The following is a 12,560-nucleotide window of genomic DNA, read 5'->3' as shown; positions in this document are numbered from 1 at the left end:
GGGAGAACTCAGGCGGCCGGCATCTGCCTTCTCAGGGCAAACCTGCCGACGAAGTAGACTGCGGCGAAAGTTCCGGACGCCGCCATCAGTGCGAGTGCGAACATCCATGTGGCCGTCTCGGCGATGGTGAATCCGAAGATCTGGAATGCGCAGAAGGCGATGAATGCTGTGATAGCTCCCGCCAGCAGTCCGGACGTGCGGGCCGTCTGATGTGCGCGCTGATCTAGTGTGTGCTTCTCGTCATCCATGTCGTGGCTCCTCGTCGCTTGCTTGCGACCTCTGTCCTGTCGGCACCGATCCTTGTGTTTTCACGGTAGGATCTGGCCATGACGAGTGTCCACAATGTCCCGAAACGTCGGACAGATGTGGGTGATCGGTATCGGATAACGAGGATCGCCTTCGACGTGATCTCCGCTTTCGGATACCTGCAGGCCAGTGGACTGCCGGGGCCAGTCATCGTCAGCGTGCTGCGCGAACACGGGTATTCCTCCTCGAGTGTGCACAATCAGCTCGTGCGGATGGTCCAACGAGGCATCATCAGCAGTGAACGGATCGGGCGGGTCTCCATCTACCGTCTGAGCGAACACATCCTCTCAGATTTCGGTGACATCGCAGGCGATCACGTCTTCCCCGACTATGTGGGGCGCTTCCACACCATCGTGTATTCGGTTCCGGAGGCTGAACGCGGGCTGCGCGACCGACTGCAGTACATTGCTCGGAGCTTGGGATACAGACAGCTGAGACCGGGAATCCTCATCGGCTTCGCAGACCAGTCCACTCTGCTCTCGACGAGACTGCCCGACATCCCTGTTCCATGCTGGTCTGAAGCAGGAGTGCTGACGCCCGACTCTCTCGCGGCGGCACGCAGGATGACGACTCGGGCATTCGAACTCGACACCGCTCTCGCCCAGCTGCCGCCGCTGGAAGAGCGCATGAACGCATTGAGTTCGAGTGGTTCGGCACCCGGCACGGGATGCGCAGGGCTGAGCCTGGGAAGCTTCTTCGATCTGTACTACGACGTCGCCCGTGCAGTGATGACCCACCCGCTGCTGCCGAAAGCTCTCGTCGACGGAACTCAGCCGGCCGTGCGGTTCCGGGCGCTGATGCAGCAGTGCAATCTCGAATACTATCTGCGCTTCGATCAGCTGATCCGCGAGTGCGCGGGAGCCAGCTCATCCTTCGAGCTCATCGAATGGCTGCCCGAAGGCTGATCAGCGTCTGGTGTGGAGCTTCTAGGACTTGCCGGTCAGAGGCCCCAGGCCATGCTGGTCAGAGGACCCGGGCGATCTTCTTGACCGCCTCGGTGAGCAGAGGTCGGGGGAGTGCGAAGTTGAAGCGGATATGTCCGGCCCCGACCTCACCGCAGAGTCGACCCTCGGTCACGGCCACCTCGGCGCGGGATCGGATGTGATCGGACAGGTCCGACTCCAGTCCATAGCCGCGCAGATCCAGCCAGGCCAGATAGGTGCCTTCCGGCTCGATATAGGCGGCACCTGGCAGCAGTGACTCGACGAGATCGGTGAAGTGATCGCGGTTGCCTTTGAGGTAGCCGTTCACTTCGCTCAGCCAGTCATTCCCACGCGTGTACGCGGCGGTGGTGGCGAGTATCCCCGGGTTCGACGCGGCTCCCGAGACGAACTGCCCCTTCTTCGCCCAGACCTCGCGGTCGCTGGGGGAGGTGAGGATGAGCTGGGCGCATTTGAGGCCGGGGATGTTGAAGGCCTTCGAGGCGGCTGTCGCGGTGGCGGTGTGGGCGGCTGTCGCCTCGGTGAGAGTGGCATAGGGGATGTGCCGCGCGGGGGCATAGACGACGGGAGCATGGATCTCATCGGAGAACACCCGGGCACCGGCCTTCTCCACGATGTCGGCGAGGGCCAGCAGTTCGGCCTCGGTGCAGACCTTGCCGATCGGATTGTGCGGATTGCACAAGACGAACGTCGCCCCGGGGGTCAGAGCGGAGGCGATGGCATCGAGGTCGAATGACCAGCCGGACTCAGATCGCAGCATCGGGACTTCGATGAGCTCGCGGCCGGTCACTCGCGCGACATCGAAGAACGGCATATAGGCCGGTGTCGGCAGCACGATCGGAGTGTCGGGCGGGGTGAGGTGGGTGAGGACGCCGAGGAACGCGGCCAGCACATCACTGGCCGGTTCGATGTGACCGACGGGGATCCGCCAGCCGTAGTGCTCGGAGCAGAAGCCTGAGGTCGCTGTTCTCAGGTCGGCGGTCAGGTCGGCGGGAGCATAGCCGTAGAGGTCACGGTCGTCGATGGTCTGCAGCGACTGCCGCACTGCGGGAGCCACCCCGAAGTCCATCTCGGCGATGAAGGCGCCGATGGAGCCGGGGAAGGACGACCACTTGCGGCCGCCCTTCGCAACCAGGGACTCCTCGGTGATGGCATCGAAATCGGACATCTGTGTACTCCTCTTCGGGGACTGCGTCGGGTGCGGTTCTCACGCTAGCAGTCGGGGCGACCGAGGTGCGGTCCATTCGTCGTCAGGGGACATGGAACGGTGCGCCGCCTCGGCGAAGATGGGATTGTAAGGGACTTCACGCTCAGAAGCGAACACCGTGTGGAAGATTCTTTCTCCGTAGTGTAGGGTTGATGATTGGTCTGTTCTCATTCAACTCACCCTTCTTCAGATGTGGGCGGCTTCTGCCATCCACTTCTTTTATGTGGTGACGAGGACTGCAGACCGAGGGGTCACCGGCATTGAGTCGGTGATACACGATTACGTCGAACGCGAAGGTTTCGCGGGAATACGAGGTTAGCGAACGATATGGCCAAAAAAGAAGGGGTCATTGAGATCGAAGGCACCGTTGTCGAGGCTCTGCCGAACGCATCGTTTCGGGTTGAGCTGAGCAACGGGCACAAGGTGCTCGCACATATCTCCGGAAAGATGCGTCAGCACTATATCCGCATCCTTCCCGAGGACCGGGTCATTGTGGAGCTGTCTCCATACGATCTCTCGCGCGGACGAATCGTTTACCGCTACAAGTAAGGATCTTCGATCATTCGCGTCCTGTCCGGCCGGGCAGGGACCGAAAGAAGGAAAAACGATGAAGGTTAAGCCCAGCGTCAAGAAGATCTGTGAGAACTGCCAGATTACCCGCCGTCACGGCCGGGTCATCGTCATCTGCTCCAACCCGCGCCACAAGCAGCGCCAGGGCTGAGCAGCTCGTTTCGAGCAGATCGGGGCTCCACAGCGGAGCCTCAGCAGCACCACACCCGCGCAAACCTCGCCATCTGCGTTCGGACCCATGTGAAGTGAGAGCTTCCGGGGAACGGACACAGGACGATACCTCCGGTCGGGGGCCGGAGACCTTGGGAGACCAAGGACAGGTTTGCATCAGCACCTCCGAAACAACAACAGGAGACAGTACCCATGGCACGACTTGCCGGAGTCGACATCCCGCGTGAAAAGCGCGTGGAAGTCGCCTTGACTTACATCTATGGTGTGGGCCGCACCCGTGCGCGCCAGACCCTGACCGAAACGGGAATCAGCCCTGATACCCGTGTGAAGGACTTGAGCGACGCAGAGCTCGTCCAGCTGCGTGACTACATCGAGGGCACATTCCAGGTTGAGGGTGACCTCCGTCGTGAGGTGGCCGCCGATATCCGCCGCAAGGTCGAAATCGGAAGCTATGAAGGCCTGCGTCACCGCCGCGGTCTGCCGGTTCGCGGTCAGCGGACCAAGACGAATGCGCGTACCCGCAAGGGACCGAAGCGCACCGTGGCCGGTAAGAAGAAGTAACACGCTCACTCGGTTGGCTGAGGCCAACCACCTCGATCAGGAGTAGGACATATGCCTCCCAAGTCACGCGCCGCTACAGTGCGCAAGCCTCGCCGCAAGCTGAAGAAGAATATCGTTGCCGGCCAGGCTCACATCAAATCAACCTTCAACAACACCATCGTGTCGATCACCGATCCGACCGGTGCTGTCATCTCCTGGGCCTCCTCAGGTGAGATCGGCTTCAAGGGTTCGCGCAAGTCGACCCCGTACGCCGCTCAGATGGCTGCTGAATCGGCTGCTCGCCGGGCGCAGGAACACGGCCTGAAGAAGGTCGACGTGTTCGTCAAGGGACCGGGCTCGGGCCGCGAGACCGCCATCCGTTCGCTGCAGGCCGCCGGCCTGGAACTGGGAACCATCCAGGATGTCACCCCCGTTCCGTTCAACGGCTGCCGTCCCCCCAAGCGCCGCCGCGGCTGATCCTTCCGTGGAACTGCAACGGATGACGGGTGAGAGCCCGACATCGGTCGCAGAACGGATTCCCAGATAACCCGAACCGTTCTTCATGGCCTTTGAGGCCATGACGTGCAGTGCGAACGTCATATAGCGGATGTTCGCTGAAAGGAAGCCCACGTGCTCATTGCACAGCGCCCAACGCTCACGGAAGAAGTCGTCTCCGATAACCGCTCACGGTTCGCCATCGAGCCGCTCGAGCCCGGATTCGGCTACACCCTCGGCAACTCGCTTCGCCGGACCCTGCTGTCCTCGATCCCTGGTGCCGCCGTCACATCCATCCGGATCGACGGAGTGCTCCACGAGTTCAGCACCGTGCCGGGAGTCAAAGAGGATGTCACCGAGTTCATCCTCAACCTGAAGTCCCTGGTCGTATCGTCCGAATTCGACGAACCGGTCGTCGCCTACCTGCGCAAGCAGGGACCTGGCACCGTGACCGCTGCCGATGTCTCTGCTCCTGCCGGGGTCGAGATCCACAATCCGGACCTGCACATCGCCACACTGAATGGTGAGGGTCGTCTGGACATGGAACTGACCATCGAACGCGGACGCGGATACGTTTCGAGCGCTCAGAACAAGAACGCGGATGCAGAGATCGGCCGGATCCCGGTCGATTCGATCTACTCCCCGGTTCTCAAGGTCACCTACAAGGTCGAAGCCACGCGTGTCGAACAGCGCACCGACTTCGACCGTCTGGTCCTCGACGTCGAAACCAAGCCCTCGATGACCCCGCGCGATGCCATCGCATCTGCGGGCAAGACCCTGGTCGAACTCTTCGGCCTGGCTCGAGAGCTCAACGTCGAAGCAGAAGGCATCGAGATCGGACCCTCGCCTGTGGACGCGGCACTCGCCGCCGACCTGGCGCTGGCGATCGAAGATCTCGACCTGACCGTGCGCTCCTACAACTGCCTCAAGCGCGAAGGCATCCACACCGTCGGCGAACTCGTTGCTCGCAGCGAAGCCGACCTGATGGATATCCGCAACTTTGGTTCGAAGTCGATCGACGAGGTCAAGGCGAAGCTCAACGAGCTCGGCCTGAGCCTCAAGGACAGTCCTGCCGGGTTCGAAGCCGGTCTCGTTGATGAGGACCAGTCCTACGTCGAAGACGAACAGTACTGATTAAGACCTAGGAGTAACTGACAATGCCAACCCCAACCAAGGGTCCCCGCCTCGGCGGTTCGCCCACACACGAGCGCATGATGCTCAACAACCTGGCTGCCCAGCTGTTCGAGCACAAGCAGATCAAGACGACCGTGACGAAGGCCAAGCGCCTGCGCCCGGTTGCCGAGCGCATGATCACGAACGCCAAGAAGGGTGACCTGGCCGCACGTCGTCGCGTGCTCGGCCAGATCTCCGACAAGTCGATCGTGCACGAGCTCTTCACCTCGATCGCCGAAACGATGGCCGAGCGTCCCGGTGGATACACCCGTATCACCAAGATCGGCCCCCGTCCCGGCGACAACGCCCCGATGGCCGTCATCGAACTGGTCCTCGAGCCCTACTCGCCGAAGCAGGCAACCGTGAAGGAAGCCGAACAGGCCACCGCCGCCGCTGCCGCTCCGGCAGAAGAGGCGCCGGCTGAGGCTGAGGTCGTCGACGAGGCTCCGGCCGAAGACGCCGCAGTCGAGGCAGAGGCAGTCGAGGCTGACGCCGAGACCGCTGAAGAGTCCTCCGAGGCTGCCGAGGAGAAGTAAGCTCCTCGACCGGCTGACGGCTCGGATCTCCGCAGCCGTGAGCCACACACTTCAGGCGGGCACCGACACAGGTGCCCGCCTGAAGTGTATTCACCGCCTGTGCGCCGCTCGGCGCCGATGTGCGAATCGATCGGCCCGCCTCGGCGGGGTCAGTTTCCGCGCACCTGTGCGGCTGCCTCGGCGTGAATGATCACTTTTCGTTCCAATCATCGGTTTCGATTCAGATGATTGGAACGAAAAGCGATTGTCCCGGTACGCAACCTGAGGCTCTCAACATAATGTCACCATACGAGTGACCGGCGGCGCCTCTTCTGATTGAACGGGCAGATACAGACGTACCGCGATCCTGTCAGCGCACCGACAGTGGCTAGCCCAGGGGCCATACTGATGGCTCGGTATGACGAAGGCCGGGGCGCAGCCACGCCCCGGCCTTCGTTCAGTTCGCGTCGACTCTCACCTCACGTGTCGGTGCTCACTTCACGCGGGAGAGTTCCACGGATTCGTCGAACTCGATGTCTGCGGCTTCGTCGTGCTTGTAGGTGAAGCGACTGACGACGACGGCGACGATGAGGTTGACGATGAAGCCGGGAATGATCTCGTAGATCGCATCCGTCATCGGAGTGCTCACCTGGCCCCAGACGAAGGCCACGACCGCGCCGGAGAGCAGACCGAACAGAGCGCCCCAGTTGCTCAGACGCTTCCAGAACAGGGTGAGCAGGACGATCGGCCCGAAGGAGGCGCCGAAGCCTGCCCACGCGAAGGCTACGAGGTCGAGGATGCTGTTCGACGGTGAGATCGCGAGGACCACTGCGATGACGGCGACGACGAGCACGCCGAGGCGGCCGAGCAGCACGTAGGTCTTGTCCTGCAGCGTGCGCGTGGATCCGGTTCGCAGGGCAACGATCTTGAACAGATCCTCGATGAGTGCTGACGACGTGACGACGAGCTGCGAGGAGATCGTCGACATGATCGCTGCGAGCACCGCAGCCAAGACGAGGCCGGCGATGAACGGGTGGAAGAGGATCTGCGCAAGGTCGAGGAACACGGTTTCGGCGTCGGCGGGTTCCATATCCGCGTGCTGAGAGAAGTAGGAGATGCCGACGATGGCAGTGGCGACGGCGCCGAGCGCCGAGATCGCCATCCAGCCGACGCCGATGCGCCGGGCGACGGTGGCATCGGCGGGAGTGCGCAGGGCCATGAAACGCACGATGATGTGCGGCTGACCGAAGTAGCCCAGTCCCCAGGCCAGGGCGGAGACGATGGACGCGATCGTCGCGAAGGTCCAGAAGCCGTCTGATCCGAAGAGGCTGAGCAGACCGGGATCGATCGCGGAGACGTTGCTGATCACCGTCGTCGGCCCGCCGGCGTTGATGACGGCGACGATCGGCACGGCAATCAGGGCAGCGAACATCAGCAGACCCTGGGCAACATCCGTGAGAGTCGCGCCGAGGAATCCGCCGAAGAGGGTGTAGATCATCGTGATCGCTGCGACGAGGAGCATTCCGCCGAGGTAGTTGAGTCCGAAGCTCGACTCGAAGAACTTGCCGGCCGCCACCATGCCCGAGGAGACGTAGAAGGTGAAGAAGACCAGAATGATGATGCCGCAGACGATGCGCAGCAGTCGTGTCCGATCCTTCAGCCGCTGTTCGAAGAAGCTGGGAATCGTGATCGAGTCGCCGGCCTTCTCCGTGAACGCGCGCAGTCGAGGCGCGACGATCTTCCAGTTGACCCAGGCGCCGATGGTCAGGCCGATGGCGATCCAGGCTTCGATGAGACCGGAGACGTAGATGGCGCCGGGCAGACCCATGAGCAGCCACCCCGACATATCCGAGGCACCGGCGCTCAGTGCGGCAACGCTGGGGCGCAGCCCACGTCCCGCGAGCATATAGTCGTCGAGACTGTTCTTCGTCTTGCGATAGGCAAACCAGCCGATGGCCAGCATGCCGATGAAGTAGAGGACGATCGCGATCGTGCGGAAAGTGGTTTCCGACATTTGAGCTCAGCTCCTTCGATAGGCCGAGCCGACCTTACAGCACAAGAGGTCGCAGGTGTGAATTCCCTGTGCGCCCGCCTGTTGTCGGGATACACCGGGAAGTACCGCCGACGGCAGGTTTAGGCAGATGACACTCGGGGTGCTCGGGGGACCGGTGTCGTGGAGGCCCCGACCGAGAAAGCCGCGATCGGACGACTGTTGATGAAGTCCGCGAGCTCGCTTCGCACGGTCGGGCTGTCCTTGAGTTCGGAATGGACGTCGACGCGCAGGCCGTGCCGGTCGAGCGTCAGCCAGATCCGCAGCAGGATCCGTCCGATCCCCACTTCGTCTGCGGTCGACAGCTCCGGTCGATCGGGGACGGTCAGGATCAGATGGTGAGGATGTCGTCGTTCGCGACGTGTCGCAGCGGGTTTCGTCGCAGCAGTCGAGCGGAGGCGTAGTCGCAGTGAACGCGAAAACTTAGCGATCCGTGTCCCGCGGTCTGACTTCGCGAACGACCTCATTGCGGAGTCGGCCACCGCAACTGGCGTGAGCCCGGCCGATGCCAGACCGGCGATCCAGGAATGCAGCCAGAGGCGATCGAGGAATGCCGCGGCTCGAGCACCCGCGGCGGGGATGCGCAGACACGCAGCGGTGAGTCCATCCCGGTGGTAGCGCGGGTCGTCGGGATCGAAGCGCAGCCACCTCAGTGTCTCGGCGAACACGGACCGGTCGCCGAAGGAATGCAGCGAGGCGCGACGCAGCCATCCGCGCCAGGCGCAGTCCGGGATCTCCACCAGGTCGACCGCTGTGCCGGCCATGGCACTGCGGCAGGTTTCGGCCGCCTCGGCGAAACGGGTTTCTGCCCGGTCCAAGGGTCCGCGGTCGACCTGACGGTGGTGGAGGTCGGCCACACCGAACCTGGGCCACGCAACGCCTTCCGACGGCATCGTGTCCGTGTCGGTTGGGTTCGCCGTGGATTCCGCGGTGGCGAGGCGCACCCGGATGTCCACGGTGGGGCCGCGCCCTCGGACGGTGACCGATTCGGTGCGCACCCCCGCCTCGGCGGCGGCGATCGCCAGCGACTCCACCCAGCAGCCCATGCTCAGGTGGAGATCCTCGCTGCGCGGGTCCCCGTGCGGCAGCAGACGGGCAGGGTCCACGCCGACCCGCACCTCGGCGACCTCCGGTGTGCAGTCCGTGATTTCGGGCACCCACGGCTGAGTGTTGTGGGCGGATGGGGCGGAAGCGGCGACGGTGAAGAGAGATTCGACGAGGGCGGTGGTCAGTGTCAAGGGCGCTCCTCGGGCGGGGATGAAAGCAGAGTTCGGTCGACGAACACGAGCCGGTGCAGCTGCCTGCCGCCGGAGCGGGCGAAGACAGCTGCCGAGGCGGGATTGTCCTCGGCGATGAACGTGACCCGCAGTCGTCGATATCCCTTGGCGACCAGTGCGGAGTTGAGTTCGCGGATCGCAAGGCTGAGCAGGCCCGAACCTTGATGGCAGGGGTCGGTGCCCTGGATGATGAGCACGGCGTCCTTGATCGTCTGCCGGTGCCGGAGCAGGTCGAGGACGGTTCGCACACCGAGGCGGCCGCCGTGGCGGCGCAGGATCGGCACCGGGTCGGGGATGACGAGAGCGAAGCAGCGAGGCGGGGCGTCGGCGAGATCGTTCGCACCGGTGATATCGACGATGAGATCCGGATCCATCAGGGCGGGCAGGCCCTGCATCTGTGAGCGCAGCTGCTCGGAGGCGATGTCGGTGTAATAGGGCAGAGCGGAGAAGGCCGCATTGAGAGTCGGCAGCAGCCGGTCGGCAAAACCGCGCAGACCCAGACGAGAGACACGGCGGCGGCGCAGCCCGAGACGATGCCATTCGGCAGGGGCGACCGCGGTTGCTCTGGCCGCGGGAATGGATCCGACGGGCACTTCCCACGTATGTGCGGGCCCCCAGGCATCGAACCCGGCCGCGGCGAACGTCGACCAGTAGAAATCGGGATTCCATACCGTGTCGAAGAAGCCGGGATGGTCGACACCGTGGGTGAGCAGTCCGCCGGTGACGTTCGGCAGGGGAGAGACCGGGCCGAAGATCCGTGATGCTCCCACCTGTCCGGCTCGCTCGAGCAGAAACGCAATCACTGCGCCCAGCGCCTCCGAGTCGGCGGCTTCAACGGCTCCGAAGAACAGAGGCGGCACGGAATCGTCGGCGGAACCCAGCTCGGCCGCCAAGGCGGCCGACCGGTGGCACATGACTCGGGCCACCGCCTTCCCCGGCTCGATGTCGACGAGCCACAGCTCGACTGGTTCGTCGAACCACCCTCGCCCTGCGAACCAGTCGCGGATATCGGCGGCGAAGAGAGGCACAAAATAGTCCTGCTCACTCCGTGTCCGCGCCAGTCGTGGGGCCAGGTCGATGAACTCGGCGAGTTCGGCCCGGGAGGTCACCCGTCGCGGTCTCATTCGGTGCTGAGTTTCGTGAATTCGTCGATCATGCCCAGGTGGCCGTCCTCGGCTCGGAACTCGCCGTTGGTGTATCCCCACTCGTCAGCGGTGAGGATCCGGATGAAGCCGCCTCGGGCGGGGGAGTCCTTGCCGCTGCCGACCAGCCACTTCATGATCTCCCGATGTTCGGGGGTGCGAGCATAGGCCAGAAGGTCGTCATGGGTGGCGAACGCGACCATCAGCCCGATCCTGTCGGGGAACTCGTAATAGCTGCGGTGCCACAGATATCCGGCCGAGGCTTTCAGCCCCTTGGCCACCCGCGGCCACCTGCGCAGCTGGCCCACCATCGCCAGCGGATTGCGGTAGCGGTTCGCGCCGAGGAAGAACGCCTCGGCGCGGGCCTGCGGGGGAGCCTGAGAGAAATCATTCGATCGCATCGTCGCCCTCCTGTGTTCTCTGAACGTAGACGTTCTTGATCTTCGTGTTCGCCGCTTCGAACGGACCGGTGGCATGATCGTGGATCTCGACGTGGATCTCCGCGGTGGTCGGGTCCTCTTCCAAGCTCTGCGCGAAGTCTCTCGACACCGACGCCAGGTGGTCGAGCACGCCGGCCTGGATCGTCTCTGCCAGATCCTGCCGCGCCTCAAGGTCCATGGACGGGGCCTCTTCCCGCAGCTGGATGTGCAGAGCCGGGCGCTGCTCATGACCGGCGATCTCACGCAGCTCGATGCGGAAGGACTCGATGAGGTGGGCCCGGGGATTGTCGCGGTAGAGCCCGTTCTCGATATCGAGGGGATAGATGTTGGCTCCCATATACGAGATCGTCGAATCCGCGCGCCCGAACAGCAGCACGAACGGCAGCTTCATCCCATTGCCGGCGAACGCCGCCGAACATGCTCGCGCCAGTTCCGGATGGCGCCGGGTGAGTTCGACCATGGTCGGGAAATCGATGAGCGTGGCCTCGTCGCCGATGTTGTAGCGCAGCCGCGGACTCATCACCGCTGCCGAGTTGATCGTGGCGACCAGCTCCCCGTCGTCGGTGGTTTCCAAATAGGTCTCCAAGGGGTTGTACTGGAAGACCATCGGCACCCGTGACTCGTCGGGGCCGAGCACATCGGCGCGGAAGGCGAGATCATGAGCCAGCGCCCGACGGATGACGACCGAGAGATCGGACTCGCCTGCCATCCCGATCGTCAGGTCGCTGGCACCGTACCCGGAGTACACCCGGTCGAAGCGCCCCTCGAGGTAGTCGCGCAGACCTTCCGTCATCGCCTCTCCGCCGACGAACCCGTTGAGCCGGAAGTCGGCCCATCTCTCGGGTTCGGAGTCCATCCGATCGACGAGATGTTTGAGGAATGGGGGATAGGCGCTGATGAGGTAGGTGTGGTTCGGTCCGAAGTGCTGCATCGTGTCGAGAATCTTCTCGAGATCCGGGCCGGTGTTCTTCACCATCGCCACCTTGGCCATGGCCAGTCCCGTATTCGTCCCCGTCGCCCAGGCCCCCATCGAAAAGGCGTTGATGCAGAACAGGTCCTTGTGGTCGAAGAGCATCGTGACGTAGCCGGCGACGTTCTTATGGACCGTGTCGAGCTCCTTCTTCGACCGCATCCAGTTGAATGGGGTGCCCGAGGAACCCGAGGACTCATCGACGACGGTGCCGATGCGGTCGATCCTCCCGTCCCAGCAGCGATGCTCTTCGCTGTAGCGGCGAACGAACTCGTCCTTCGACGTCGGTGTGTAGGCCTCGAGGTCCCACCACCGGAATTCGAATCCGGAACGCGCCAGGTAGTCCTGGTATGCGGGCACATCGAGGGAGGCCTGCTGACAGATCATCCACGCATTGAGTTTCGCGAAGGGCTCGAGCCGCGGGTTGTAATGGCGGGCAGTGAACCGCCAGATCGCGGGGTGGGCACGGTAGGCGCCGTAGGCGGCGGTGAGTCCGACGTTCGCCAGGCGCAGCACGGCCTGTCGGGCCAGATTCACCGGCCCGCGGGGGATCGGCAGACGACGGAGTTCAGCTTCCGGTGTGAGGTGGGTCTCTCTCATGTTCCGAGGCTAACCCAGCAACAGGAGCGGCGATATGGAAAATCCGAAGATGTGTCAGAACCGCATCAGACAGAGTCCCGCACATCGACCCTCACCGAGGCGGCCCACCGAACGACGGATCACTTCGGCGTCGTGGATCGGAACGGCCGATCCACTCACCGAG

14 protein-coding genes are annotated in these 12,560 nt (G+C 63.5%); 7 read left to right on the top strand and 7 right to left on the bottom strand.

From position 1 onward, the window contains the following. Positions 1-8 precede the first annotated feature (8 nt). Positions 9-248 (bottom strand): hypothetical protein, encoded by a 240-nt coding sequence (locus SB749_RS11900; RefSeq protein ID WP_410710527.1) that lies wholly within the window; start codon positions 246-248, stop codon positions 9-11. Between the two features lie 78 nt (positions 249-326). Here SB749_RS11900 and SB749_RS11895 point away from each other — a divergent pair, with 78 nt between their 5' ends. After that, complete coding sequence (locus tag SB749_RS11895) at positions 327-1,211, top strand: PaaX family transcriptional regulator (RefSeq protein WP_410710526.1); 885 nt, start codon at positions 327-329, stop codon at positions 1,209-1,211. A 58-nt stretch (positions 1,212-1,269) separates the two neighbouring features. On the opposite strand, the gene SB749_RS11890 is transcribed toward SB749_RS11895, so the two are convergent. After that, positions 1,270-2,415, bottom strand: a complete 1,146-nt coding sequence (locus SB749_RS11890) for a MalY/PatB family protein (RefSeq protein ID WP_410710525.1) — start codon at positions 2,413-2,415, stop codon at positions 1,270-1,272. Between the two features lie 366 nt (positions 2,416-2,781). Here SB749_RS11890 and infA point away from each other — a divergent pair, with 366 nt between their 5' ends. The 6 genes from infA to rplQ all read left to right on the top strand — a co-directional run bounded on the left by infA (position 2,782) and on the right by rplQ (position 5,939). Next, positions 2,782-3,003 (top strand): translation initiation factor IF-1, encoded by a 222-nt coding sequence (infA, locus tag SB749_RS11885; protein ID WP_009379245.1) that lies wholly within the window; start codon positions 2,782-2,784, stop codon positions 3,001-3,003. Between the two features lie 58 nt (positions 3,004-3,061). Beyond that, on the top strand, positions 3,062-3,175 hold the full coding sequence (gene rpmJ, locus SB749_RS11880) for a 50S ribosomal protein L36 (protein WP_009884960.1): 114 nt from the start codon (positions 3,062-3,064) through the stop codon (positions 3,173-3,175). Positions 3,176-3,387: 212 nt separating this feature from the next. Continuing rightward, positions 3,388-3,756 carry a 30S ribosomal protein S13 gene (gene rpsM / locus SB749_RS11875; protein ID WP_025777905.1) on the top strand — a complete coding sequence of 123 codons (369 nt, stop codon included), beginning with the start codon at positions 3,388-3,390 and terminating at the stop codon, positions 3,754-3,756. A 51-nt stretch (positions 3,757-3,807) separates the two neighbouring features. After that, a complete protein-coding gene (rpsK, locus tag SB749_RS11870) occupies positions 3,808-4,212 on the top strand; it encodes a 30S ribosomal protein S11 (RefSeq protein ID WP_025777904.1) in 405 nt (134 codons plus the stop codon). Positions 4,213-4,365: 153 nt separating this feature from the next. Further along, the gene (locus SB749_RS11865; protein ID WP_025777903.1) at positions 4,366-5,364 is read left to right on the top strand and encodes a DNA-directed RNA polymerase subunit alpha; all 999 of its coding nucleotides are present in this window, start codon (positions 4,366-4,368) and stop codon (positions 5,362-5,364) included. 23 nt (positions 5,365-5,387) lie between these two features. Next, the gene (gene rplQ, locus SB749_RS11860; RefSeq protein WP_264801034.1) at positions 5,388-5,939 is read left to right on the top strand and encodes a 50S ribosomal protein L17; all 552 of its coding nucleotides are present in this window, start codon (positions 5,388-5,390) and stop codon (positions 5,937-5,939) included. A 472-nt stretch (positions 5,940-6,411) separates the two neighbouring features. Here the strand turns inward: rplQ and putP are convergent, their stop codons facing one another. The 5 genes from putP to SB749_RS11835 all read right to left on the bottom strand — a co-directional run bounded on the left by putP (position 6,412) and on the right by SB749_RS11835 (position 12,397). Beyond that, a complete protein-coding gene (gene putP / locus SB749_RS11855; protein ID WP_410710524.1) occupies positions 6,412-7,932 on the bottom strand; it encodes a sodium/proline symporter PutP in 1,521 nt (506 codons plus the stop codon). A 119-nt stretch (positions 7,933-8,051) separates the two neighbouring features. Further along, positions 8,052-9,206 carry a hypothetical protein gene (locus SB749_RS11850; protein WP_410710523.1) on the bottom strand — a complete coding sequence of 385 codons (1,155 nt, stop codon included), beginning with the start codon at positions 9,204-9,206 and terminating at the stop codon, positions 8,052-8,054. Next, the gene (locus SB749_RS11845) at positions 9,203-10,354 is read right to left on the bottom strand and encodes a hypothetical protein (protein ID WP_410710522.1); all 1,152 of its coding nucleotides are present in this window, start codon (positions 10,352-10,354) and stop codon (positions 9,203-9,205) included. The genes SB749_RS11850 and SB749_RS11845 overlap by 4 nt, the downstream gene beginning before the upstream one ends. 11 nt (positions 10,355-10,365) lie before the next feature. Further along, entirely contained in the window at positions 10,366-10,788 is a 423-nt protein-coding gene (locus SB749_RS11840; protein WP_410710521.1) for a hypothetical protein, read from the bottom strand. Next, positions 10,775-12,397 (bottom strand): phenylacetate--CoA ligase family protein, encoded by a 1,623-nt coding sequence (locus SB749_RS11835; protein ID WP_410710520.1) that lies wholly within the window; start codon positions 12,395-12,397, stop codon positions 10,775-10,777. Before SB749_RS11835 ends, SB749_RS11840 begins: the two co-directional genes overlap by 14 nt. Between the last annotated feature and the right edge of the window lie 163 nt (positions 12,398-12,560).

It is taken from the genome of Brevibacterium sp. SIMBA_078 (genome assembly GCF_046534565.1).
GTDB lineage: Bacteria > Actinomycetota > Actinomycetes > Actinomycetales > Brevibacteriaceae > Brevibacterium.
Note: the sequence above shows the minus strand (reverse complement) of the source record. Positions and strands in the feature narration are given on the sequence as shown.